The organism is Streptomyces lydicamycinicus, assembly GCF_000829715.2.
Classification (GTDB): Bacteria; Actinomycetota; Actinomycetes; order Streptomycetales; family Streptomycetaceae; genus Streptomyces; species Streptomyces lydicamycinicus.
The window spans coordinates 816,445-837,425 of record NZ_BBNO01000003.1 but is presented as its reverse complement, the minus strand read 5'-3'; the positions used below and the strand labels follow the sequence as shown (position 1 = coordinate 837,425).

Here is a 20,981-nt window from a genome sequence, read left to right as displayed (position 1 = left end):
GTTGTCGACCTGACGCGACTCCACCAGGATCTCGGCCATGGAGCATCCCGCGGAAATCCTTCGCTCGGACCACGTCGAGCTGCGCCGTTGGTGTGGCCAAGACCTCGACATTCTGCACCGGTTGATCACCGAGTCACGTGATCACTTGCTTCCCTGGATGCCGTTCGCGGCCAGTCATGACCGGGCGCAGGGCGAAGCGTTTCTGGCCCGGTGCCAGGAGGAGTGGGTCTCGGGGCAGGCGTACCACTACGCGATCACCACGGACGGTGTGGCGGTCGGCAGCATCAGTCTGATGCGCCGGATCGGGCCGGGCGGGCTGGATATCGGCTATTGGCTCCACCACGCGTGGACGGGGAAAGGGCTGGCCACGAGGGCTGCTGCCGCGCTGGTACATGCGGGACGCCGGATGCCCGGCATCGATCGCATCGAGATCCATCATGACGAGGCCAACCCCGCCAGCGGGGCCGTCGCCCGGCGCTTGGGTTTCACCGAAGTGGAGCGCGTGAAGCTGCCGGAAGGGCCTACGGCCCCGAGTGAGACGGGCATTGATGTGATCTGGCGCCTGGAGACCTGCCCCTCGCCGAGTGCCTGACGCCCACTGATCGGCAGTGCGGTCACCGAGCCATCCGGTGGCCATCCGTGGCCACCCGGGCTGTGGCGCCTGAAACAGACTCAATCTCCCTCATTCGTAAGGCAGTCGAGCCGCCCGAGGGGTGGTGCACGGACGGACGGTGCGGAGGGGGCGCCGCCTGCCAGGCCCGGTTGTCAGTGCCTTGGGGTTCACTGTGGGTGTCACATCAGCAGAAGGGTCCGGGAGAGCCACGTGAGCATGAATGAGTGGATGGCGGCAGCCAGGAACCCCACGGCGGAGTGGCTGGAGTCCTGTTTCGGGGTGGGGTCGCTGTGGCGGCCTGCGGAGGCGGAGCTGCCCGAATCGCTGGAGCATGAGGGGACGAGGGAATTTCTCACCACGGTCGGCTTCCCCGCCGTGCGGATCGACGGGTTCCTCGAATTCATCGACTTCGACTCGAGCAGGCTGAAGACCGAGGGCCCTTGGGCGGAAGACCCGGACGAGCTCTTCGGGCGGCGGACCCCGGACGACGATTCACCGCCCAGCTCGTACGCGTTCGAGTTCGGGAAGTGCCAGGAGCTTTCGCTGATGGTGAACGGTGTGACGGGATGCGTCGATCTGTACGACCCCGACGGCTGGGATCACGCGGCGGGTTACGCGGGCGAGGCGCACTCCTCCGTGAAGACGCTGGCGGGTGCCCTGGGACTGGCTGCGCAGTTCGCTCGGCGCTTCGAGGGGGCGGAGCCGCTGAAGGAGCTGGCGGAGTTCCGCACAGCGATCGAGGAGCTGGACCCGCTCGTGGAGTCCGACTTGTGGGAGAAGGTCACCGATGCGTTGGAGGAGGAGTACGAGCTGGCCGAGGAGATAGGGCAAGACGCTTGAGGCGCGCTGTGGCACCAGGTGGCGCCCGGTTCCTCCGGGAGAAGATGGGGCTGGGAGTGGTGGACCTGTCGGTGGGGTAGGCGGCTGCGCGCGAGGCTCAGGCGTGGTCCGCAGGGGCCATGCGCGAGGTCAGCCGGCCGGCACGACATTGGTGGCGGCAACCGCCGGGCGCAGGGCACGGGCGAGTCTGGCGCCGTCGCCCACGGCCCAGAAGTGGACGAAAAACAGGCGGGGTTCGTCCGTCAAGCCGTGGTTGTGCAGTTCGACGAGACGGGCCCCGGCACTCCGCAGCGCCACCAGGACGTCCTGGACTTCGCTTGCGATCATGGCGCAGTCGCCGCTGATCGCGGCCCGCCCGTCGCCCAGCGGCTGGAAGTTGAACGCGCTGGTCGAGCCCAGGCCCGGTGGCAGTACCAGATGTCCGTCGGTGATGGTCTCGCCGCGGACGAAGATGGACTTGTAGATGCCGTCGTCGACGGTGCCCTTGACTCCCAGCGCGGTGTCGATGCCGGCGGTGTCCAGGTCGACGCCGCGCTGGGAGGACGGGCGTGGGGGCGGGGTGTCGGTACGGTCGAACGCCGCGCGCAGGCCGCGGGCCAGGGCCCCCGGGTGGTGGCCGTGGGCATGGACGTGGATCCACCAGATGTCGGGAGTCTGGGACAGCAGATGCTTGTGGATCGCGGTCTGCCCGATCTTGTGCTTGTGCAGGGCATCGGTGAACGCCTGCATTTCCTGCTCGGTGACCACCACGTCACCCATCAACAGCGTGCTCTTGTCGGCGTACCGGACGAAGGACACATGCGAGCCGAGAGCGAGCGCCGGTTTGACGTGGATGCCGTGCGAGCGCACCCGGAGGTCGTGGCGTGGCAGCGCTGTGTGATACATCAGCTTTCGCTTCATGTCGCCTTTTCGGCCGAGCGCGTGGGCCACCTCCTCCCAGTCCGACAAGGTGGTGGTAACGGGCTGGACCAGCCGGCGGCTCTTCGCCTCGCCCGTCCTGGCGGACAGGGCACGAGCGGGGGCTGCGGCACCGGCCAGCATCGGAGTCAGGGCGGCTGCGGCCAGTACGCGCCGCCGCGGCGCGCCCTTCTGCGGATTGCTGTCGTGCGGTGAGTCTGCGGCCATCACGTGAGCACCTCCATGGCGAGATGGAAGCACGACGAAGCGGCTTCAACGCCGTCTCCGCCACCCCTATGGGGCCAGATGGGCTAAGCAACAGCTCGCATCCCACCCCGATGCGGGGGAGTCGCTGCGCAGGTACGGGGAGCTCTGACCGTGTGTCAGCCCGGCTGGGAAATCCGACTCGAACGCGCGCGACGTCGGCCACGGTACGGTCGGTCACGGTACGACCCGGCAGCCGAAGGTCATGCGGGCGGCAAGGCGCCACGACGTGTGGCCACAGCGTCGAAGAGGGACCAGCCGTCCATCTCCGCGGTCGCCGGATCGTCGGGACACCACCCCTTGGTCACAGCCACGTCGAGCAGGGCTCTGGCCGTGCCCGGCTCATGCAGGTTCAAGAACCCGCCCTCGGTCGTGCCGACCGCCCCGGAGTGCATGAGATACCCGTCCGGAACAAGTCTGCCGGGGCCCTCTTCGAAGGAGATGCGCAGCCGCCCCCTCGCCCTGAACAGGCGGATCACCAGAATTTCGCAGCAGCCCTCGTACCGACCGTTGCCCAGCGCGCGGTGGTGGTGGCTCAGCGACCACAGGAAGGTCTTCCCGTCGACCACGAGGCGCCGCGCCGTCTTGTCCCTGCGAGCCATGCGCAGATGGTAGCCACACCCGCAGCGCGGCCCGGGGGTGTGCGCTCCCGCTGCGCCGGCCCTCAGGACGGCCGTTCGGCAGCCGTCCGGAACGCGACGGCGATCGGGGCGGCATCGCCGAGGCGTGCCACGTCTGCCAGGGCCAGGAAACCGAAGGTGGCGGCATCGCTCCAGGCGCAGACGGTCGCCTCGCCGTGCTCGGTGTTCGTATAGCCGCAGCTCAGTCGGCCGCCCGACGGGCCGGCTGGAAACGAGGTCACCTCCCTTGCCTTCACCCCGGCGAAGAAATTGCGCAACTCCTGGGTGAGCGAGTCACGACGCTTCTGCGCAGCGAGCTCGGGGTCCCACTCCACGGTGTCGATGGCCAGGACACCATCGGGCTCACCGTCCAGTACGGAGTCGTAGAACCAGCGCTTGTACCGAACCGGAGGCTTCGCGGTCGGCATCGCGTACGGCGCCGCCTCCTGATCCGTCATCAGCTGGTAGCCCGCCACCCTCTCGGGCGCGACGATGGTGCGCTTCGGCAGGGCGTGATCCGTACCCGCAGGAGCGTCCGATGGCTCCTTGTGGGAGCGTGCGGTGTCTGTATCGGCGGCTCGCGGCTCCGGGTTGTACGAGGAGGCTGCTGCCGCCACTCCCCCAAGGGCGATCAGGGCCAGCACGCCCACGACGATGTTGCGCCGCCTGGCACGCAGTTGGGCGAGCTGCACGGCGGGCAGCGGGCGCGGGGACACGGAGACGCGTCTCCAAGGGCCGGACAGGCGCCAGACCAGCGTCATGACGCCACCGACGACAAGCAGAACGCCGAAAACTTCGCCCAGGGCAAAGCTGACGGACGTGGTGTCTATGGACAGAGAGCTCATCCGCGACATCGTAGGCGCGCAGGGCTGAAAGTGGGTCATGTTCAGGTAGTCCGCCAACGGCGGTGCTGCCCACTACGAGAGGCCAACGCCCCTGGTTCGGCCTTCAAGGTCAACATAGTGTCGTCACGCAGCACGCCAGCAGGGACGTGCGGCAGCCGACGTAACGCGGCGGCCCCGTGACAATCAGGAGCGGAAGAAAGTGAGCATGTTGAAGATCGTGGTGGACGATCTCTCCGGCCCGGAGATCGCCAGTTTTCTCGATGAACACGTCCAGCAGATGCGGTCCCTCACGCCGTTGGAGAGTAAGCACGCCCTGGACCTCGACAGCCTCCGGAAGCCCGAAATCACCTTCTGGTCGGCATCGGACGGTGGCAGCCTGGTGGGCTGCGGCGCGATCAAGAGACTGGACTCGGGCCATGCGGAGCTGAAGTCGATGCGTACCAGACCGGCGCGGCAGCGGAGTGGAGTCGCCTCCCGCCTGCTGGAGTACATCATCGCTGAGGCTCAAGGCATGGGCTTCGCACGGCTGAGCCTGGAGACCGGTGCCGCTGCCTTCTTTCTGCCCGCGCGAAGGTTGTACGAGAAGTTCGGGTTCCAGTACTGCGGCCCCTTCGCGGATTACCGGCCCGACCCGAACAGTTCGTTCATGACGAGGGCACTGTGAGAGTGCTTGCCCGGCGGCCGGGGCGTAGTGCCTCAGCAAGCTCCCACCGACGGTTCACATACTGAAGACCGAACGGAGCAGTGGAGCCGGACTCGCGCTTTTCTCATGAGCCTCGCTTCCTGCGGGCGCAGAGCCTGCGCCGGACGCCGTACGCGGCGGCGCCGCAGATCAGGACCGCGGTGCCCGAGAGCACCGACGTCAGCGGCAAAGCGAATGCCAGGACCAGGCAGCCGGCCAGTCCGACCACCGGGATGAGCCGCGGTGGGCCGCCTTCGGTGGGGGACAGCGTCCAGGCGGAGGCGTTGGCGAGGGCGTAGTAGGCCAGTACGCCGAAGGAGGAGAAGCCGATGGCCCCGCGCACGTCCGCCGTCGCCGCGAGTGCCGCCACGACGGCGCCGACCACGAGCTCGGCGCGATGGGGCACCTTGAACTTCGGATGGACCGCCGCCAGCGCATGGGGCAGATGCCGGTCGCGGGCCATGGCCAGGGTGGTGCGGGAGACGCCGAGGATCAGCGCGAGGAGCGAGCCGAGGGCAGCGATGGCGGCACCGGCCCGTACGGCGGGCGCCAGCCAATCGGCGCCGGCGGCCCGTACGGCGTCCGACAGCGGGGCCGGGGCCTGCGCCAACTGCTGCGGTCCCAGCACCAGCAGGGCGGCGACGGCGACGGCCGCGTAGACGACCAGCGTGATCCCCAGGGCGAGCGGGACGGCGCGGGGAATGGTCCGGCCGGGGTCGCGGACCTCCTCGCCGAGAGTGGCGATGCGCGCGTATCCGGCGAAGGCGAAGAACAGCAGGCCCGCGGCCTGGAGTACGCCGGCGAGGGAGGCATCGTCGCCGAGGTCCAGCCGTACGGGGTCCGCCTGGCCGGAAGTGAGGGCGGCGCACACCACGGCGGCGAGTACGGCGAGGACCACTGCCACGATCACCCGGGTGAGCCAGGCGGACTTCTGCACGCCGCCGTAGTTCACGGCGGTCAGCGCCACCACCGCCGCGACGGCGACCGCATGGGCCTGGCCGGGCCACACGTACGAGCCGACGGTCAGGGCCATGGCCGCGCAGGAGGCGGTCTTGCCGACGATGAAGGCCCAGCCCGCGAGGTAGCCCCAGAAGTCGCCGAGCCGTTCCCGGCCGTAGACGTAGGTGCCGCCGGAGGCCGGGTAGCGGGCAGCGAGCCGGGCCGAGGAGGTGGCATTGCAGAAGGCGACCACCGCCGCGAGCGCCAGCCCCAGGAGCAGTGCGGAACCTGCCGCCGCGGCGGCGGGAGCGAGGGCCGCGAAGACCCCCGCGCCGATCATCGACCCCAAGCCGATCACCACGGCGTCGGGCACCCCCAGCCGCCGTTGCAGCTCCCCCGCGCCCGCCGATCCCGCCGATCCCGCCGATCCACCCATCGCGTCCTCCACCGGCCGCACTACAAGACACCGAACCCGGCGCACCGTATAGCAGTTCCCCGCGGCGACAGCCCCGCAAAGACAAGTCCCCCTCCGGATCATGCCCCGGAGGGGGACGGCCTTACTGGAAGGGCATCAGTCACGGCCCTTCACTCGGCGGCCTTCACGGCACCGGCCTCAGCGGGATTCCTTCAGCACCATGGCCGATCCCCCACCACGGCGCTTGGGTTCGGCCACCGCCGAGAGCTTGCCGTGCGGCAGGAATTCCAGGGCGGCCACCGCCCCGATCTCCGGTGACGGGGTGAAGGCCTTCGGGGCGAGGACGAAGTGGTGGCCCATGCCGTCCAGCTTCTTCCGTTCGGGCGAGGAGAGGAAGGCCGGTTCGGCTTCGGTCGCGGTCTGGTTGCGCTGTGAGAGGCGCGGTGCGGCGACCGCCGCCGGGAGCGGCATACCGAGATCCAGCCGGTTGACCAGGGTCTGTAGCACCGTGGTGATGATCGTGGCACCGCCCGGTGACCCCACCGCGATCATCGGCTTGCCGTCCCGCAGGACGATCGTCGGTGACATGCTGCTGCGCGGGCGCTTGCCGGGGCCCGGGAGGTTCGGGTCCGGCGTCCCCTTGGTGAGAGGGGCGAAGTCGAAGTCGGTCAGCTCGTTGTTGAGCAGGAAGCCTCGTCCGGGCACGGTGATGGCCGAGCCGCCGGTCTGCTCGATCGTCAGGGTGTAGGAGACGACATTGCCCCAGCGGTCCGCGGTCACCAGATGAGTGGTCGAGGGCCCTTCGTGCGGCTGCTTGCTGCCGGTCTTGTGAGCGCAGCCCGAGCCGGGGTGGCGTGGGTCGGCGGGGGCCAGCGGGCTGGTCAGCGCCTTGTCGGAACGGATCAGGCAGGACCGGTCCTTGGCGAAGTCCTTGCCGAGCAGCTGCTTGGTGGGCACGTCCGAGAACGCCGGGTCGCCCACCCAACGGTTGCGGTCGGCGAAGGAGATCCGGCTGGCCTCCAGGTAGTGGTGCAGGGCCTGGGCCTTGTCGGCCTTCGAGAGGTGGAAGTTCTCCAGGATGTTCAGCGCCTCGCCCACCGTGGTGCCGCCGGACGAGGACGGTGCCATGGAGTAGACGTCCAGCCCGTGATACGTGGTCCGGGTCGGCTCCCTGCGCAGGGGCTTGTAGTCGGCGAGGTCCTGCGTCTTCATGAGGCCGGGGCGGGCCTTGTGCGAGGCGCCGGCAGCCATCGGCGGCTTCTGGACGGTCCGCACCACATCGCGCCCGACGTCCCCGTGGTAGAGCGCGCCGACGCCTTCACGGGCGAGCTGTCGATACGTCCGGGCGAGATCGGGGTTGCGGAAGCGCGAGCCGACGACCGGAAGCTTGCCCTTGGGCAGGAACAGGTCGGTGGTGGACTTGAAGTCGCGGAAGCGCTTCTCGTTCATCTCCGTCTGCGCGCGGAACTCGTCGTTGACCACGAATCCGTCGCGGGCGATCCGGGTGGCCGGGCGCAGGGCCTTCGCCAGGGGGACCGTGCCCCAGTCCTTGAGCGCCTTGTCCCACGTCGCCGGCGTGCCCGGGATGCCGACCGACAGGCCCGAGTTGATCACTTCACCGGTGGGGAGGGGCTTGCCGGTCGAACGGTCGAGGAAGGAGTCCGAGCGCATGCGGCGCGGCGCGGTCTCCCGGCCGTCGATGGTGCGCACCTTCTTGGCCTTGGCGTCGTAGTAGACCATGTAGCCGCCGCCTCCCACTCCTGCGGAGTACGGCTCAACTACACCGAGTGCGGCGGCGGTTGCCACCGCCGCGTCCACGGCGTTGCCTCCCTTGCGCAGCACCTCGATCCCGGCTCGGGAGGCGTACGGATTGACGCTGGACACCGCGCCGCCGCTACCGGTGGCCACGGCCTTCTTCGCCGGCGGCCGGCCCTTGGCTTCGGCGGCGGACGCGGTGCCGTTGACGCCGCAGGAGGTGGCCAGCAGGGAAAGACTGAGCGCAGCCGCAGATGCAGCGGCGACAGCGGCACGACGGACAGCCATACGGCCTCCAGGTATTCACTGTGTGGTGACGTGCGATTTCCGAAACCCTGGCACCGCTCGACCGCCGGATCAACGCTGCACTGCAAGGTTTGCGCGAGATCTGAGGTTCCCGTCCGGTAACCCATCCGGGGGCCGGGGGCCGCCGAATGTTCGTGTAAAGGGGCATGCCGGGGCGCCCCGGACAAGCCGGAGACGCCCCGTCGCCCCTCATGTCGCCAGGCCCGTTACGCGCTGGTCGCTACGCCCGCGTTGGTGAGGATCTCGCGCACGGGCAGAGCGGTGCTCTCGGCGGCGGTCAGGCCGGAGGCCGCCAAATGGGCGTCCACGATGCGCAGTCCGACCGCGTAGCCGGCGAAGTCCGGGAGACCCACGGGCTGTTGGCCCATGAGCTGTGCGGTGGCGTCGCCCAGTACATACGCGGTCAGGTTCTGCATCCCGGCGACGTCGATGTCGGCGGTGATTCTTTCGTAGGCGCTGTCCAGTCCGGCGCCGGTCAGCGCCCTCGACCACGGGCCCATGGCCTGTTCGCCGGCCAGCTCCCGTACGAATGCCTCGGCCAGGCCCTCGGCGACGACGTGCTCCCCCACCGTGACGGCCGTCGGGTTCCAGGCCACATTCGCGTAGCGCACGTTGTGGTGGAGCTCGTGTGCGGCGGCGTGGCCGATCTTCTTCAGGGCGGTCTCGGTGGGCCACATCGTCAGGTGGATCGCACCCGGGAAGCCTCCCGCACCGAAGTAGCCGGCGCTGCGGACCGTCAGGTGGTGGTCGTCGGGGTTGCCGAGCACCAGGACGACGTGCACGGTCTCGGCGTGCTTGATGCCGGGCACCGCGCCGCTGATCCGCTCCCACGCGGAGGTGAGGGATGCCTCGATGCGGTGCCACACCCCCGCGTCCTGCATCTGACGCAGGGCGGGCACATATCGCGGGTCCTCTTGGTCGAGGCGGAAGCCACTGAACTGGTGCATCTGGACCAGGTCTATGTCTCCCATTACGGACAACGCGCTCTGGAGCGGACTGAGGATTTCCCGTAAGGCGTCGGGCCGCTCCTCCAGCGGACGCTGGAGGAGGTCGAGCATGGTGGACGCCGTGTCATGCACAACAATCTTCATGGCTGCGACCGTAGGACCTCCCGTTACGTGAGGTGCAAGCCGCATTTGAGGGGCGCCGGGCACGGTGAAAGTGCACCGGCAGGAGGCAGAGCGGTCCGTCTCAGGCGACCCAGTGCGGTTGCTGTCGGGTGGTCGGCGGGTGCGGGAGACCGTCGGCGAGGGCGGTGGCCATGCGTCGTACGGCCTCGTGCAGGGTGTCCGACGGGACTGTGTACGGGATGCGGAGGCGCCGTTCGAAGAGGCCCGGGTCGGTGGCGAAGTGGGTGCCGCCCTCGATGCGCACGCCGTAGTCCAGCGCCCGCTCGGCCAGCGCCGAGGCGATGGGTTCGCCGAGGTCGACCCATAGGGACAGGCCGCCGGGCGGCAGGTGCCAGGTCCACTGCGGGAGGTGGGCGGTGAGCGCCGCGGCCAGGGCGGTGCGCCGGCGACGCAGCTGTTCCAGGCGGGGCGGCAACAGATCAGCTGCCTGTGCCAGCAGGGTGAGGGCCAGCAGTTGGTCCAGGACCGAGCCGCCCATGTCGGTCGCGACCCGCTGGCCGGCGAGTTCGGTGACGAGCCGCGCGGGGGCGCGCAGCCAGCCGATGCGCAGGCCGCCCCAGTGGGTCTTGCTCATCGAGCCGATGGTGATGACCTGGCCGGTTCGGTCGGGCGTGGCGTGGGTGGCGAAGGGCGGTGGGGCGGGGACGTCGAGGGCGAGGTCGGCCAGGGTCTCGTCGATGACCAGCCAGGTGCCGGAGCGTTGCGCGGCACACAGGGTGCGGGCCCGCTCGTCCTCGGGCATGAGGCAGCCGGTCGGGTTGTGGAAGTCCGGCATCAGGTAGGCGAGTTGCGGCACCACCTGACGCAGGGTCGATTCGATGATCTCGATGTCCCAGCCGGTGTCGGTCACCGGGACCGACACGGTGCGCAGCCGGCCGCGGCGCATCGCCTCCAGAGCGTTCGGGTAGGACGGGTTCTCGACCATGACCCGGTCGCCGGGCCGGCACAGCAGCCCCAGGACGAGGGTGAGTGCGTGCTGAGCGCCAGAGGTCACCAGGATCTGTTCGGGCACGGTGGCCAGTCCCCGCCGGGTGAAGCGCTCGGCGATGGCGGCGCGCAGTTCCGGCAGGCCGTAGGGGTGGTAGCCGGGTGTGTGGACATGCTCGGCCAGTTGCGGGGCGACCCGGGAGAGCGCCTCGGTGAGCGTCTGTTGTGAGAGTCCGGGGGCGGCTCTGGCCAGGTCGATCGCGGTGTCCTGGGGTCCGAGGAGACGGGTGATGCCGTGCGGAGCCCGGCCGTCGGGCAGGGCCGTCCAGGTGCCGGAGCCCTGGCGGCTGTGGGCGTAGCCGCTCTCGCGGAGCAGGTCGTACACGGCGGTGATGGTGGCCCTGCTGGTGTGGAGGGCCGTGGCCAGTTCCCGTTCGGCGGGGAGTTTGACGTGCAGCGCGATACGGCCGTCCAGGATGAGTGCGCTGATCGCCCGAGCCAGGTGGCGGTAGGCGGGCCGCGTTCCCGACGGGTCGGGCAGCATCGCGGCGAGCTGCCGGCTCCCCAGGGTCCGTTGGGTGCGCGCCGCCCTGTCCACCGGGCGGAATGGATGCGCTTCCGCCATACCACCCTCCCCGGATTGGCCGTGTTTCCCAGACCAATCACTCTACAGACTCGCCGCATTGGCCTTGAGGCACTTGCAGCGAGGCACATGCGTCGCAGTGAGCGTGCCTGGAGCGCACCCGTGGAGGGGACCGGTATGGAGCAGGACCGTACGGAACGTCATGAGCGTCAACATCGGTGCCGCGGCGAGGAGCGCATCGCGAGGGCCGTGCCGGGCACCGGGTCGGCCCGGCTCATGTCCCGTACGCGCCCGTCGCCGCCCCCGCTCAGCTACGTCCCATTCGGTGAACGTCCGCTGCGCCGTCTCCCCCAACTGCTCGTCGGCCTCGCCCTGTACGGGTTCAGCCTCTCGGTCCTGGTCAGGGCCTCGTTGGGCGTCAATCCCTGGAGCGTGCTGTACCAGGGACTGGAGCACCACACCCCGCTGAGCTTCGGCATGATCAGCGCCGTCCTGGGTGTGCTGGTGCTGCTGCTGTGGATCCCCCTCAAGCAGCGGCCGACGTTCGGCACCATCGCCAACATCGTCGTTCTGGCATCCGCATCCGACCTCGGTCTCCGGCTCCTCCCCCAGCACCTCGGGCTCCCCGCCCGGGCCGGTCTGCTCGTCGGTGGCGTCGTCCTCAATGGGCTGTCCGTCGCCGTCTACGTCGGCGCGCGCTTCGGCCCCGGGCCCCGGGACGGGCTGATGACCGGTGCGTCCGCCGTGACCAGGCGCTCGATCCGGCTGGTCCGCACGCTGATCGAGGTCGCCGTGCTGGTGGTGGGCCGGCTGCTCGGTGGGAGCGTGGGGGTGGGCACCGTGCTGTACGCGCTCGCGGTCGGCCCGGTCACCCAGTTCTTCCTGCCGTGGTTCGCCTACCGCAGCGCTGCCGAGTATGGCGGTGAGGTGGTGCTGCCCGAGGAGAGGCGTCCGGCTGGAATGATCAAGGCGTGAGGCGGTGGAGCAGGGGGACGCTCCCCTCCATGACCGGCAAACCGGGGCTCGGTGCCGACCCGTGACCGGCAAACCGGGGCTGGGTGCCGACCCGAGACCGGCGGATGTGAGGATTACCGGCATGAGTAACGACGTGTACTTCGACATCACCATCAACGGCGACCCGGCCGGCCGGATCGTCTTCACGCTCTTCGACGACGTGGTCCCCAAGACCGCGAGGAACTTCCGCGAGCTGGCTACCGGCCAGAACGGCTACGGCTATGAAGGATCCGGCTTCCACCGCGTGATCCCCGACTTCATGCTCCAGGGAGGCGACTTCACCGCCGGCAACGGGACCGGTGGCAAGAGCATCTACGGTGAGAAGTTCGCGGACGAGAACTTCCAGCTCAAGCACACCAAGCCCGGTCAGCTCTCGATGGCCAACGCGGGCCCTAACACCAACGGCTCGCAGTTCTTCATCACCACCATCGTCACCGACTGGCTCGACAACAAGCACGTCGTGTTCGGTGAGGTCGTCGAAGGCATGGACCTCGTCCGGAAGATCGAATCGCTCGGTTCGCGCAGCGGCGCCACCAAGGCCGAGATCGTCATCGCGAAGTCCGGCGTGATCGGCGCCTGACATCCGTGGGTGTCCGGTGGGTGCGGGCCTTCGCTCCCGGCCCACCGGACCGGCCCCGAGTGGTCAGGTTGCGTACCAGCCGGACCAGCGGGCCACCTGGATCTCCACCACGGGGCCGTCCGGGGAGCGGTCGGCGTATTGCCGGTACTTGCGCGTCAGCAGGTCTACGTAGTGCGCGGACACCGCCGCCCGCTCGGCCGGTGGCAGGACGGCGCCCGTGCCGTCGGCGCGTGCCCACCACAGGCGGTCCCAGTCCTCGTCATAGCCGTCGACGAGGAGACAGACCTCGGGGTGGGCACGGATGTTGGCCAGCCGCTTGAGGTGGGCCGTGCGCTTCGGTTTGTGGTCCACGGCGAAGACCAGGGTGTCTCCGGTCAGCGCGAAGACCGCGGGAACGAGATGCGGGCGGCCGGTGTCGTCGAGCGTGGCGAGGCGGGCGATCCGGGCCCGGGTGAAGCACTCCCGAGCCCGCTGGCCGGTCATCCTCGGCACTGCGGCCCCCGGCCGTTCGGACGCCGCGGCACCCGGCCACTCACCGGAAACGGGCCGCGGTGTCGGAGAACCGGTCCAGATACGACAGGGTCTCGGGCTCCGGCAACGTCGGAAGGTAGAACAGCAGGCGCTCCACATCGAGCTGGGTGTACTGCTCGATGACCTCCGGCTCGTTCGCCACCGCGTAAACGGTCACCGGTACGTTGCGGCCCGCGATGCTGCGCAGCCGGTCGATCTTCGGCCCCAGTTCCTGGGGCGGCAGGCTGTTGGCGAGCCAGGCGTCCCCCAGGGCGGCCACCCGGTCGAAGGCCGCCTCGCCGCCGCCCACGTAGACCGGCGGGTGCGGCCGCTGGACCGGCTTCGGCCAGGAGTAGACCGGGTCGAAGTCGACGAACTCCCCGTGGAATTCGGCCTTTTCCTGCGTCCACAGCTCACGCATGGCCCGCAGCCGCTCGTCCACGAGACGGCCGCGGGTGCGCGGGTCGGTGCCGTGGTTCTCCATCTCCTCCCGGTTCCAGCCGACACCGACCCCGAAGACGGCCCGCCCGTTGGAGACGAGGTCCAGCGAGGCCACCTCCTTGGCCGTGATGAGCGGGTCCCGCTGGGCCACCAGGGCGATGCCGGTACCCAGCAGAATCCGCCCGGTCACCGCGGCGGCCGCGCTGAGCGCGACGAACGGGTCGAGGGTGCGGTAGTAGATCTTCGGCAGCTCGCCGCCGCCCGGGTAGGGCGAGCGGCGGTCCACCGGGATGTGGGTGTGCTCGGCGATGAGCAGGGAGTCGAGTCCTCGCTCCTCGACGGCGCGCCCCAGCGCGGCGGGCGCGATGCCCTGGTCGGTGAGGAAGGTCGACACACCGAACTTCACAGTGGCTCCCTGGGATTCGGGGTTTGGGAGTATGCGGGGTGGGGGTTTGCGGGGTGGGGGTTTGCGGGGTGGGGGTTTGCGGGGTGGGGGTTTGCGGGGTGGGGATCGTCCGTTCGCTGATTCGTGCGCCCCGTGATCGCAGGCTCGGGCTGCCCCGGAAGGCCGGCCCCAGGGCCAGGTACCCGGATCGGCCCCGGCCCAACAATCCGTGCGGCCGACCGGGCGATCTGTCCGTGCTCGGATCGCAGGCCCCTTCCGACCAGCGCACAGCAGAAAGGCAGTGCCCGCACCATGACCGCACACACTCCCGGACGAGTGACCCCGCAGGGGCCGTGGAACGACGGCGGCGTCGTAGTGATCACCGGCATTCAGGCAGCCGGCAAGTCCACGGTGGCCCAGGCGCTCGCCGAGCGCTTGCCCCGCTCCGTCCACCTGCGCGGTGACACCTTCCGCCGCAACATCGTCCGGGGCCAGATCCCCATGACGCCCGACGCGGAGAAGCCCGCCGTCGCCCAGCTCGAACTGCGCTACCGGCTGACGGCGCACTGCGCCGACGAGTATGCGCAGGCCGGCTTCACCGTCATCGCGCAGGACATCCTCCTCGGCGAATACCTCGCCGGGATGACCGGGTTCATCAAGACCAGGCCGCTCGCGGTCGTCGTGCTGCTCCCCGGTCCGGCGGTGGTCGAGGCGCGCGAGGCATCCCGCCCCAAGACGGCGTACGGGCCGGACTGGACCGTGCGGGACCTGGACCGGCTGCTGCGGGCCGACACGCCCCGGGACATCGGACTGTGGCTGGACACCTCGCAGCAGACGGTGGACGAGACCGTCGACGAGATCCTCAGCCGGGCCTGGACCGAGGGCGCCGTCGCCTGACGGGTGGTCCGAGCAGACGCATGCGGCGAGCACCCGGAACGAGGGAAGGCAACCCGGCAGCCGCCGCGGGGAGGTCGCGTAGACACGCCTTCAGCCGCCCGACGGAGCCGGCTCAGCCGGCACCCGCAGTACGCCGTACACGGACCAGGCCACCGAGACCATCGGTACGGCGACGACCGCGCCGAGTACGCCCGCTGTGACGCTGCCGCAGATGACGGTGAGGGCCACCACCACCGGGTGCAGCCGGACCGCCTTGCTCATCACGAGGGGGTGCAGTACATGGCCTTCGATCTGTCCGATGACCACGATCAGCAGCACGACGACGGCGGCCACCACCGGTCCCTTCGCGGCCAGTGCCACCACGGCGGCGATGGCCAGTGCCACGGGTGAGCCCACCAGCGGGATGAATGCGGCGAAGAATTCCAGCACGGCCAGGGGAAGGGCGAGGGGAATCCCCAGCGCGAAGAGTCCCGCTCCTACGAGAACGGCGTTGATGGCGGCCACCACCACGATGCCGCGGGTGTAGCCGGTGAAGGTGATCCATGCGGCGCACCCGGCGGCATGCACGGGATGACGCCCGCGCACCGGCAACTGGCCGCCGAACCATTCCCACATCCGGTCGCCCGAATGCAGAAAGAAAACCGAGCAGAAGAGCGCCAGTACTCCGACGGTCAGGACGGCCACGACCTGGCCGACGCCGCTGAGTGCGGTGCTGATCAGGGTGGCGCGGTGGCTGGTCACGAAGCGTGAGAGCCGGGCCTGGAGGTCGGAGAGCGTCCCCGGACGCAGATGGACCGGCGGCCCTTCGAGCCAGCGCTCGATGCGCTGCACGCCGCCGATGAACTCCCGGCGCAGTCCGTCCCACTCGCCGGCGACGGTCGCCCCGATCAGGCTGAGGACGGTGAACAGGAGCAGGATGCCGACCACGAGGCTGAGCGCGACCGCCGCCGAGCGTGGCATCCAACGGCTCAGCAGGCTGACCGCCGGCTCCAGGAGGGCGGTCAGCACCAGGGCCAGGAAGACGGCCAGCGTCACCAGATGGAAGCGGCCCAGCGCCGCGAAGATCGCGTAGGCGGCTGCCCCCACGATGATCAGGCGCCAGGCGTATCCGGCCACCACCCGCAGTGTCGGAGAGACCTCGGCGCCGTCCCCGGGGCCGCGGTCCGGCGCACGTCCCCTCGCCCGGCGCACGCTCAGGGCCCGCACCCCGCGGGCGGTACGCCGCGCGGTGCCCCGGGGCCGCCGGGACCCGTTCCCGTGGGCGTCGGGGGGACGCTCGCGCTCCCCGCCGGATCGGTTCCGCACTGGGCCGTCACCACCTCCCGCCCCTCCCGTGACCAGCGCCGGAAGGGGACGACTGCCGCGCGCGAGCTGGTGCGCACGCTCGGCGCATACCCAGAGGTGGTATCACCGCGGAGCGGTCTTCGAACGTGTGCGGGCGTGCATTCCCCCGATGGAGCAGGCGGTCGGCGCACATGCCGGTGGCGCCCCCGCCGCCCGGCCCCGCAGCGACGCCGGCCGGGCCTTGGCCAGGAAATCCGCGACCGGTCGTGTCACGGTGTCGATCCGGGAGGGGGCCGTTCGTATAGAGGGTGAGAGGCCGGCACAGCGCCGGCGGCACGACGGCCGAGGAGGCCCACCATGACGCACTACCTGCTCAGCATCTACCAGCCGGACGGGCCCCCGCCGGCGCCGGAGATCCTGGAGCCGATCATGCGGGACGTCGAGGCCCTGAACGCCGAGCTCAGAGCAGCCGGCGCCTGGGTGTTCGCCGGGGGCCTGCACCCGCCGAGCACGGCGACCGTGGTGCGGCAGAAGGACAACGAGGTGCTCACGACCGACGGCCCGTACGTCGAGGGCAAGGAGCACATCGGCGGGTTCACCGTCATCCAGGCGCCCGACCTCGACGCGGCGCTCGAATGGGGCCGCAAGCTCGCCCGCGCCACCACCCTCCCCATCGAGGTCAGGCCGCTTCAGCACGGCTCCTGCGGGTGACTTCCGGCATGCCGGAGGCGACCGCGGCCGAAGTCGGGCGCGTGTTCCGTGAGGAGTACGGGCGCGCGGTCGCCGTCCTGGTCCGCGTCTTCGGTGACCTCGACGTCGCCGAGGAGGCGGTCCAGGACGCCTTCACCACGGCGGTCGAACGGTGGCCGGCCGCGGGGCTGCCCCCGAGCCCGGCGGGATGGATCATCACCACCGCACGTAACCGCGCGGTCGACCGGCTGCGCCGGGAAGCGTCCCGCGACGACAGACACGCACAGGCCGCGCTGCTGCACGCCGGTGACGAGCCGCCCGAGGAGGGACCCGTGCGCGACGACCGGCTACGCCTGATCTTCACCTGCTGCCATCCGGCGCTCGCCCCCGCCGCCCGGGTCGCGCTGACGCTCCGGCTTCTCGGCGGGCTCACCACGGCGGAGATCGCCCGCGCCTTCCTCGTCACCGAGCCGACCATGGCCCAACGGATCGTCCGGGCCAAGGGCAAGATCCGCGACGCACGGATTCCCTTCCGCATCCCGACCGACGCCGACCTCCCGGACCGCCTGCGGGCCGTATTGGCCGTGGTGTACCTCATCTTCAACGAGGGGTACGCGGCCAGTTCGGGGGAGTCGCTGGTCCGCGAGGACCTCTGCCGGGAGGCGATCCGGCTCGGACGGCTCCTCGCCGAGCTGCTGCCCGACGAGCCGGAGGCGGTGGGGCTGCTCGCCCTCATGCTGCTGACCGAATCGCGGCGGGCCGACCGTACCGGCCCGGACGGTGATCTCGTGCTGCTGGCCGACCAGGACCGCAGCCGCTGGGACCGTGCCCTTGTCACCGAAGGCCAGGCCCTGGTCCGGCAGTGTCTGCGCCGCAATCAGCCGGGCCCGTATCAGATTCAGGCGGCCATCAACGCGGTCCACAGCGACGCACCGACCGCGGCCGCCACCGACTGGTGGCAGATCCGTCAGCTGTACGACCAGTTGCTCACCCTCGACCCGAGCCCGGTCGTGGCCCTGAACCGCGCCGTCGCGGTGGCCGAGGTCGAGGGACCGGAAGCGGCGCTCGCCCTCGTCGACAGCCTCCCCCTCGACCGCTATCACGTCTTCCACGCCATCCGCGCCGATCTGCTCCGCCGCCTCGGCCGCGATGCCGAGGCGGCCCAGGCCTACGAGAGGGCCCTCGCCCGCACCGACAACACGGCGGAACGCCGCTTTCTCCAGCGCGGTCTTGAGGCACTTTCCCGGGAGTGACGAGGCCGGGGGTGTGCGAACGGCCGCCCGGTGAACCGGGACCGGCGGCCCCCACGGCGCGAGGTGACCCGGCAGCGCTGCCACTCGGTGGTGGTGGGAGGGCAGAGCGGGCGCGCCGTGGGAGGGGCAGGGGCACCGAGCGAGGCCGGGTGGTGCGGGCCCGTTATGCCCGGGCGGCGGTGAGCGACGGGAGGGGCGTGGGCGGAGTGGGGGTGGCGCTGTCCCGGAGGTTCTGGCATTCGTCCGTCAGATGCGCGAGGGCGGCGGTGAGGGCTTCCTCCGCCTGGTCGTGCGGTGGGGTGTCCGGCAGCACGGCGACGGACAGTTGCCGCAGCAGTTCGGTGTGGGCGGCCAGGGCCTGGCGGGTGCGGGTGTCGGTGTGGTCGGTGAGCAGCAGACGGGCGGCGGTGTTGGCGGCGCGCAGTCGGGGCTGATGGATACGGCGGTGGGGGCGGGGAAGGGCGCGCCAGGCCGTGTTGGCGACGGTGACCAGGCGCCAGATCTCGTTGTCGGCGGGGTCGGTGTCGTAGAACCGCAGGCCGTAGCGGCTCACCAGCCAATAGGAGGTGGCCAGGACGAAAGCGGTGGCGGCGTCGAAGGTCAGCCAGGATCCGAGCAGATGGGGCTCCCCGCAGACGGCTCGTACCGCCAGGGCCGCCCCCGCTCCCCCGGCGCCGAACAGCAGGGCGGCGGTGAGCAGCAGCAGGAGCGCGGCCGGGAGGGCGCCGATGCCGTTGGCGCTGTCCAGGCGTGCCATGCCCTTCCAATGGGGCGCGAGATAGCGGGCGTAGCGGGCCCACCTGGGGGCGGGCTCGATCAGGGCGATACGTCCGGCCCAGCTGACGCTCTGCGGTCTCTTGGTGCTGTTGATGCCCGAGGTCGGGCTGTTGCAGGGAATCACGTGAGCGACAACGAGCCGTGACGGAAAACGCGACAGGCGAACCGGAGGTTTAAGGCGCAGATTCCTCCCTCCGGCCGGGCGCGCGCCGCTGCGGCCTGAATGCGCCGGTGGCATACCCGGTCGATCATCCGATACATACACATGGCGGGCGCGCCCCGGCCGGCGCCCCGAGCGGACACGCCCTGGGCCCGCACGACGGCGAACGTCTGGGCGAATGCCTTACCGGGCCTGCTCGTGTCGGGTGAACGCGGCGATCAGACCGTGGGCTGTGTTGTTTTCGGAGTCGATCCCGTGGGCCTCCTCACCGTCAAAAAAAGTGGCGGCCTCGGAGCTGCGGGTGAACATGGCCTGCTCGTACTCGGTGAGCGCGGCGTCGATGTCGTCGGGGTGCGCGGAGAGGGCCTTGGCGAGTTCGGCGCCGTCGAGCATGGCCAGGTTGGCGCCCTCGCCGTTCGGGGCCGTGAGGTGAGCGGCGTCGCCGACCAGAGTCACCCCCGGCACCCGGTCCCACCGGTGCCCGGTCGGCAGAGCGTAGAGGAGGCGCAGGACCGGTGGGATGTCGCAGTCGGTGATCAGCGCGGTGAGCTCCGGCGCCCAGCCGGCGAACTCCTCCGCGATCCGCGCGGTGGCCGCGGCGGCATCGGTGAAATCGATGGCGGCGAACCGGTCCTGCGGCCCGGACAGCCCCACATAGGCGTGCAGGGTGTCGCCCTTTTCCCGGTGAGCGAAGATCTCCCTGCCCGGCATGGGCGCGATCATCGACCCGCCGCCGACCGCTTTCGCGGCGGCGGGGTGCCGGGTTCCGGCGTCGAACAGGTAGGTCTCGACGACCGACCTGCCGACGTACTCGGGTGTGGCGGTGGAGAGCAGCCGCCGGACCCGTGACCACGCACCGTCCGCCCCGACCAGCAGGCTCGTGACGACGGTGCCGCCGCCGGCGAACGTCACCTCGTGGCGGCCCTCGCCGAGGGCGCGGACACCGCTGACCTTGTGACCCCACCGGACGGTGCCGGCCGGGAGTGAGTCGAGCAGCACCTGTCGCAGCTCACCGCGCTGCACCTCGGGGCGTCCACCCGTGCCGTCGTCGGCTTTGTCGAACAGGACCGTCCCGTCCGGGTCGAGAACCCGCATCGCCTGGCGGCCCTCCAGGACGATGCCACGGAACTCGTCCATCAAGTCCGCTTCTTCCAGGGCGAGTTGACCGTTGTAGTCATGGATGTCGAGCATCCCGCCCTGCGAACGCGCGGCCGGGGAGGGCTCCGCCTCGTAGACCGTGGCCGGTATTCCGTGGACGTGCAGGACGCGGGCGAGCGTGAGGCCGCCGAGCCCGGCGCCGATGATCGTGACGTCAGTGGTCATGGGGCTTCCTTCCTGAGCGTGGACCGCTGGGCGGACACCCGGCAGGTCACGCCGGGAGCGCCTCTCCCGTAAGCCGGGACGATGCGGTGCTGGTGGCCGGCGCCGTCGATGGCCGGCGCCCACCGGCTCCACTGTCCCGGCCACCACCGACAGCCCACCGACAGGTCACCGTCCACCGCCGACAACCAGCCGACACCGGCCCCGGTGGTGGTTGCGGTACAGGAGGTGCCAAGGGATCGGCTTCGCTACGGTTCCGGGCATGCCTGCTCCCCGTGATAGCTACGACTCGACCCGTCACCCCGATCTCCTGGCGTGGCTGACCGAACGGCAGACCGGCTTCGAACGCTGGGCTCACGAAGCCGGCGGCGTCACCCCGTTCGACTTCTCCAACGCCTCCCTGGACGCACTGGAAGACCTGGTGAGGAAGGCGTACACCATGACGGAGGAGGTCACTCAGCAGCGCCGCACCCTCTTCGTCCAAGGCGCCGTGTGGTACATCGGCGAAGTCTTGTGCCGCCGCAAGGGGTGGGTATGGAAGTTCGAGCCGGACTTCGACACGGGTGAAGTACCGCCGTTCTACGGCGAGACGGAAGCGCCGGGACTCCTGGACACCCCCTGCGTGGGCGCACCCGGGGCCGGCCCCGGTGAGCACTGGTACCCGCTGAACTCGCTACGCCGCCTGCTCACCGAGGACGACGAGCTGGGCAATCCGGTGGATGAACGGCTCGTCGGGATGGTCGAAGGCTGGTACGACGACGAGGACGAGGAGGACTACGAGGGCTGATGCACCCGGTGAACCGCTCCCCCGGCCCACCGGGCCCGTGGCGCCCTTGCAGGGCAGGGAGGTTACG

21 protein-coding genes are annotated in these 20,981 nt (G+C 70.3%); 9 read left to right on the top strand and 12 right to left on the bottom strand.

The window, feature by feature from the left end:
* Positions 1-37 precede the first annotated feature (37 nt).
* Together TU31_RS12670 and TU31_RS12665 are read left to right on the top strand one after the other, a co-directional pair.
* Positions 38-592, top strand: a complete 555-nt coding sequence (locus TU31_RS12670; protein ID WP_042153456.1) for a GNAT family N-acetyltransferase — start codon at positions 38-40, stop codon at positions 590-592.
* A gap of 237 nt (positions 593-829) precedes the next feature.
* Positions 830-1,453 (top strand): SUKH-4 family immunity protein, encoded by a 624-nt coding sequence (locus tag TU31_RS12665; protein ID WP_245698531.1) that lies wholly within the window; start codon positions 830-832, stop codon positions 1,451-1,453.
* Between the two features lie 129 nt (positions 1,454-1,582).
* Here TU31_RS12665 and TU31_RS12660 read toward each other — a convergent pair whose 3' ends face one another.
* The 3 genes from TU31_RS12660 to TU31_RS12650 all read right to left on the bottom strand — a co-directional run bounded on the left by TU31_RS12660 (position 1,583) and on the right by TU31_RS12650 (position 4,079).
* Positions 1,583-2,578: a DUF1259 domain-containing protein gene (locus TU31_RS12660; protein ID WP_042153453.1), complete on the bottom strand. Its 996-nt coding sequence runs from the start codon at positions 2,576-2,578 to the stop codon at positions 1,583-1,585.
* A gap of 239 nt (positions 2,579-2,817) precedes the next feature.
* The gene (locus TU31_RS12655; protein ID WP_042153452.1) at positions 2,818-3,216 is read right to left on the bottom strand and encodes a hypothetical protein; all 399 of its coding nucleotides are present in this window, start codon (positions 3,214-3,216) and stop codon (positions 2,818-2,820) included.
* Positions 3,217-3,278: 62 nt separating this feature from the next.
* The gene (locus TU31_RS12650) at positions 3,279-4,079 is read right to left on the bottom strand and encodes a hypothetical protein (RefSeq protein WP_158894398.1); all 801 of its coding nucleotides are present in this window, start codon (positions 4,077-4,079) and stop codon (positions 3,279-3,281) included.
* Positions 4,080-4,287: 208 nt separating this feature from the next.
* Between TU31_RS12650 and TU31_RS12645 the strand changes: the two genes are divergently transcribed.
* Complete coding sequence (locus TU31_RS12645; protein ID WP_042153907.1) at positions 4,288-4,743, top strand: GNAT family N-acetyltransferase; 456 nt, start codon at positions 4,288-4,290, stop codon at positions 4,741-4,743.
* A 103-nt stretch (positions 4,744-4,846) separates the two neighbouring features.
* Here TU31_RS12645 and TU31_RS12640 read toward each other — a convergent pair whose 3' ends face one another.
* The 4 genes from TU31_RS12640 to yczR all read right to left on the bottom strand — a co-directional run bounded on the left by TU31_RS12640 (position 4,847) and on the right by yczR (position 10,858).
* Positions 4,847-6,136: an APC family permease gene (locus TU31_RS12640; protein WP_042153905.1), complete on the bottom strand. Its 1,290-nt coding sequence runs from the start codon at positions 6,134-6,136 to the stop codon at positions 4,847-4,849.
* A gap of 177 nt (positions 6,137-6,313) precedes the next feature.
* Positions 6,314-8,158 carry a gamma-glutamyltransferase gene (ggt, locus tag TU31_RS12635; RefSeq protein ID WP_052718915.1) on the bottom strand — a complete coding sequence of 615 codons (1,845 nt, stop codon included), beginning with the start codon at positions 8,156-8,158 and terminating at the stop codon, positions 6,314-6,316.
* Between the two features lie 224 nt (positions 8,159-8,382).
* Positions 8,383-9,267: a DUF2268 domain-containing putative Zn-dependent protease gene (locus TU31_RS12630; protein WP_042153446.1), complete on the bottom strand. Its 885-nt coding sequence runs from the start codon at positions 9,265-9,267 to the stop codon at positions 8,383-8,385.
* A gap of 100 nt (positions 9,268-9,367) precedes the next feature.
* Positions 9,368-10,858: a MocR-like transcription factor YczR gene (gene yczR / locus TU31_RS12625; protein WP_042153443.1), complete on the bottom strand. Its 1,491-nt coding sequence runs from the start codon at positions 10,856-10,858 to the stop codon at positions 9,368-9,370.
* A 234-nt stretch (positions 10,859-11,092) separates the two neighbouring features.
* On the opposite strand from yczR, the gene yczE reads away from it, so the two are divergent.
* Both yczE and TU31_RS12615 read left to right on the top strand, forming a co-directional pair.
* A complete protein-coding gene (gene yczE / locus TU31_RS12620) occupies positions 11,093-11,791 on the top strand; it encodes a membrane protein YczE (RefSeq protein ID WP_045867312.1) in 699 nt (232 codons plus the stop codon).
* 121 nt (positions 11,792-11,912) lie between these two features.
* A complete protein-coding gene (locus TU31_RS12615) occupies positions 11,913-12,410 on the top strand; it encodes a peptidylprolyl isomerase (RefSeq protein WP_042153440.1) in 498 nt (165 codons plus the stop codon).
* A 63-nt stretch (positions 12,411-12,473) separates the two neighbouring features.
* Here TU31_RS12615 and TU31_RS12610 read toward each other — a convergent pair whose 3' ends face one another.
* Together TU31_RS12610 and TU31_RS12605 are read right to left on the bottom strand one after the other, a co-directional pair.
* The gene (locus TU31_RS12610) at positions 12,474-12,893 is read right to left on the bottom strand and encodes a TIGR03668 family PPOX class F420-dependent oxidoreductase (RefSeq protein ID WP_181018587.1); all 420 of its coding nucleotides are present in this window, start codon (positions 12,891-12,893) and stop codon (positions 12,474-12,476) included.
* Positions 12,894-12,942: 49 nt separating this feature from the next.
* Complete coding sequence (locus TU31_RS12605) at positions 12,943-13,767, bottom strand: LLM class F420-dependent oxidoreductase (RefSeq protein ID WP_042153436.1); 825 nt, start codon at positions 13,765-13,767, stop codon at positions 12,943-12,945.
* Positions 13,768-14,058: 291 nt separating this feature from the next.
* Here TU31_RS12605 and TU31_RS12600 point away from each other — a divergent pair, with 291 nt between their 5' ends.
* Positions 14,059-14,643, top strand: a complete 585-nt coding sequence (locus TU31_RS12600) for an AAA family ATPase (RefSeq protein WP_042153434.1) — start codon at positions 14,059-14,061, stop codon at positions 14,641-14,643.
* A 90-nt stretch (positions 14,644-14,733) separates the two neighbouring features.
* Here the strand turns inward: TU31_RS12600 and TU31_RS12595 are convergent, their stop codons facing one another.
* Entirely contained in the window at positions 14,734-15,762 is a 1,029-nt protein-coding gene (locus tag TU31_RS12595) for an AI-2E family transporter (RefSeq protein ID WP_042153432.1), read from the bottom strand.
* Positions 15,763-16,284: 522 nt separating this feature from the next.
* On the opposite strand from TU31_RS12595, the gene TU31_RS12590 reads away from it, so the two are divergent.
* Both TU31_RS12590 and TU31_RS12585 read left to right on the top strand, forming a co-directional pair.
* On the top strand, positions 16,285-16,638 hold the full coding sequence (locus TU31_RS12590) for a YciI family protein (RefSeq protein WP_042153431.1): 354 nt from the start codon (positions 16,285-16,287) through the stop codon (positions 16,636-16,638).
* 8 nt (positions 16,639-16,646) lie between these two features.
* Positions 16,647-17,870 (top strand): RNA polymerase sigma factor, encoded by a 1,224-nt coding sequence (locus tag TU31_RS12585; protein WP_042153428.1) that lies wholly within the window; start codon positions 16,647-16,649, stop codon positions 17,868-17,870.
* Positions 17,871-18,033: 163 nt separating this feature from the next.
* On the opposite strand, the gene TU31_RS12580 is transcribed toward TU31_RS12585, so the two are convergent.
* Both TU31_RS12580 and TU31_RS12575 read right to left on the bottom strand, forming a co-directional pair.
* Positions 18,034-18,771, bottom strand: a complete 738-nt coding sequence (locus TU31_RS12580; RefSeq protein ID WP_042153425.1) for a hypothetical protein — start codon at positions 18,769-18,771, stop codon at positions 18,034-18,036.
* A gap of 219 nt (positions 18,772-18,990) precedes the next feature.
* The gene (locus TU31_RS12575) at positions 18,991-20,130 is read right to left on the bottom strand and encodes an FAD-dependent oxidoreductase (RefSeq protein ID WP_042153422.1); all 1,140 of its coding nucleotides are present in this window, start codon (positions 20,128-20,130) and stop codon (positions 18,991-18,993) included.
* A gap of 259 nt (positions 20,131-20,389) precedes the next feature.
* Between TU31_RS12575 and TU31_RS12570 the strand changes: the two genes are divergently transcribed.
* On the top strand, positions 20,390-20,914 hold the full coding sequence (locus TU31_RS12570; RefSeq protein ID WP_042153419.1) for a hypothetical protein: 525 nt from the start codon (positions 20,390-20,392) through the stop codon (positions 20,912-20,914).
* Positions 20,915-20,981: the final 67 nt, after the last annotated feature.

Bases quoted from the DNA above. Each gene is read 5' to 3' on its own strand.
- yczR (WP_042153443.1), bottom strand. From the start codon at position 10,858: ATGGCGGAAGCGCATCCATTCCGCCCGGTGGACAGGGCGGCGCGCACC.
- TU31_RS12665 (WP_245698531.1), top strand. From the start codon at position 830: ATGAATGAGTGGATGGCGGCAGCCAGGAACCCCACGGCGGAGTGGCTG.
- TU31_RS12640 (WP_042153905.1), bottom strand. From the start codon at position 6,136: ATGGGTGGATCGGCGGGATCGGCGGGATCGGCGGGCGCGGGGGAGCTG.
- TU31_RS12630 (WP_042153446.1), bottom strand. From the start codon at position 9,267: ATGAAGATTGTTGTGCATGACACGGCGTCCACCATGCTCGACCTCCTC.
- ggt (WP_052718915.1), bottom strand. From the start codon at position 8,158: ATGGCTGTCCGTCGTGCCGCTGTCGCCGCTGCATCTGCGGCTGCGCTC.
- TU31_RS12585 (WP_042153428.1), top strand. From the start codon at position 16,647: ATGCCGGAGGCGACCGCGGCCGAAGTCGGGCGCGTGTTCCGTGAGGAG.
- TU31_RS12590 (WP_042153431.1), top strand. From the start codon at position 16,285: ATGACGCACTACCTGCTCAGCATCTACCAGCCGGACGGGCCCCCGCCG.
- TU31_RS12610 (WP_181018587.1), bottom strand. From the start codon at position 12,893: ATGACCGGCCAGCGGGCTCGGGAGTGCTTCACCCGGGCCCGGATCGCC.
- TU31_RS12570 (WP_042153419.1), top strand. From the start codon at position 20,390: ATGCCTGCTCCCCGTGATAGCTACGACTCGACCCGTCACCCCGATCTC.
- yczE (WP_045867312.1), top strand. From the start codon at position 11,093: ATGTCCCGTACGCGCCCGTCGCCGCCCCCGCTCAGCTACGTCCCATTC.
- TU31_RS12650 (WP_158894398.1), bottom strand. From the start codon at position 4,079: ATGAGCTCTCTGTCCATAGACACCACGTCCGTCAGCTTTGCCCTGGGC.
- TU31_RS12575 (WP_042153422.1), bottom strand. From the start codon at position 20,130: ATGACCACTGACGTCACGATCATCGGCGCCGGGCTCGGCGGCCTCACG.
- TU31_RS12655 (WP_042153452.1), bottom strand. From the start codon at position 3,216: ATGGCTCGCAGGGACAAGACGGCGCGGCGCCTCGTGGTCGACGGGAAG.
- TU31_RS12670 (WP_042153456.1), top strand. From the start codon at position 38: ATGGAGCATCCCGCGGAAATCCTTCGCTCGGACCACGTCGAGCTGCGC.
- TU31_RS12600 (WP_042153434.1), top strand. From the start codon at position 14,059: ATGACCGCACACACTCCCGGACGAGTGACCCCGCAGGGGCCGTGGAAC.
- TU31_RS12660 (WP_042153453.1), bottom strand. From the start codon at position 2,578: ATGGCCGCAGACTCACCGCACGACAGCAATCCGCAGAAGGGCGCGCCG.
- TU31_RS12615 (WP_042153440.1), top strand. From the start codon at position 11,913: ATGAGTAACGACGTGTACTTCGACATCACCATCAACGGCGACCCGGCC.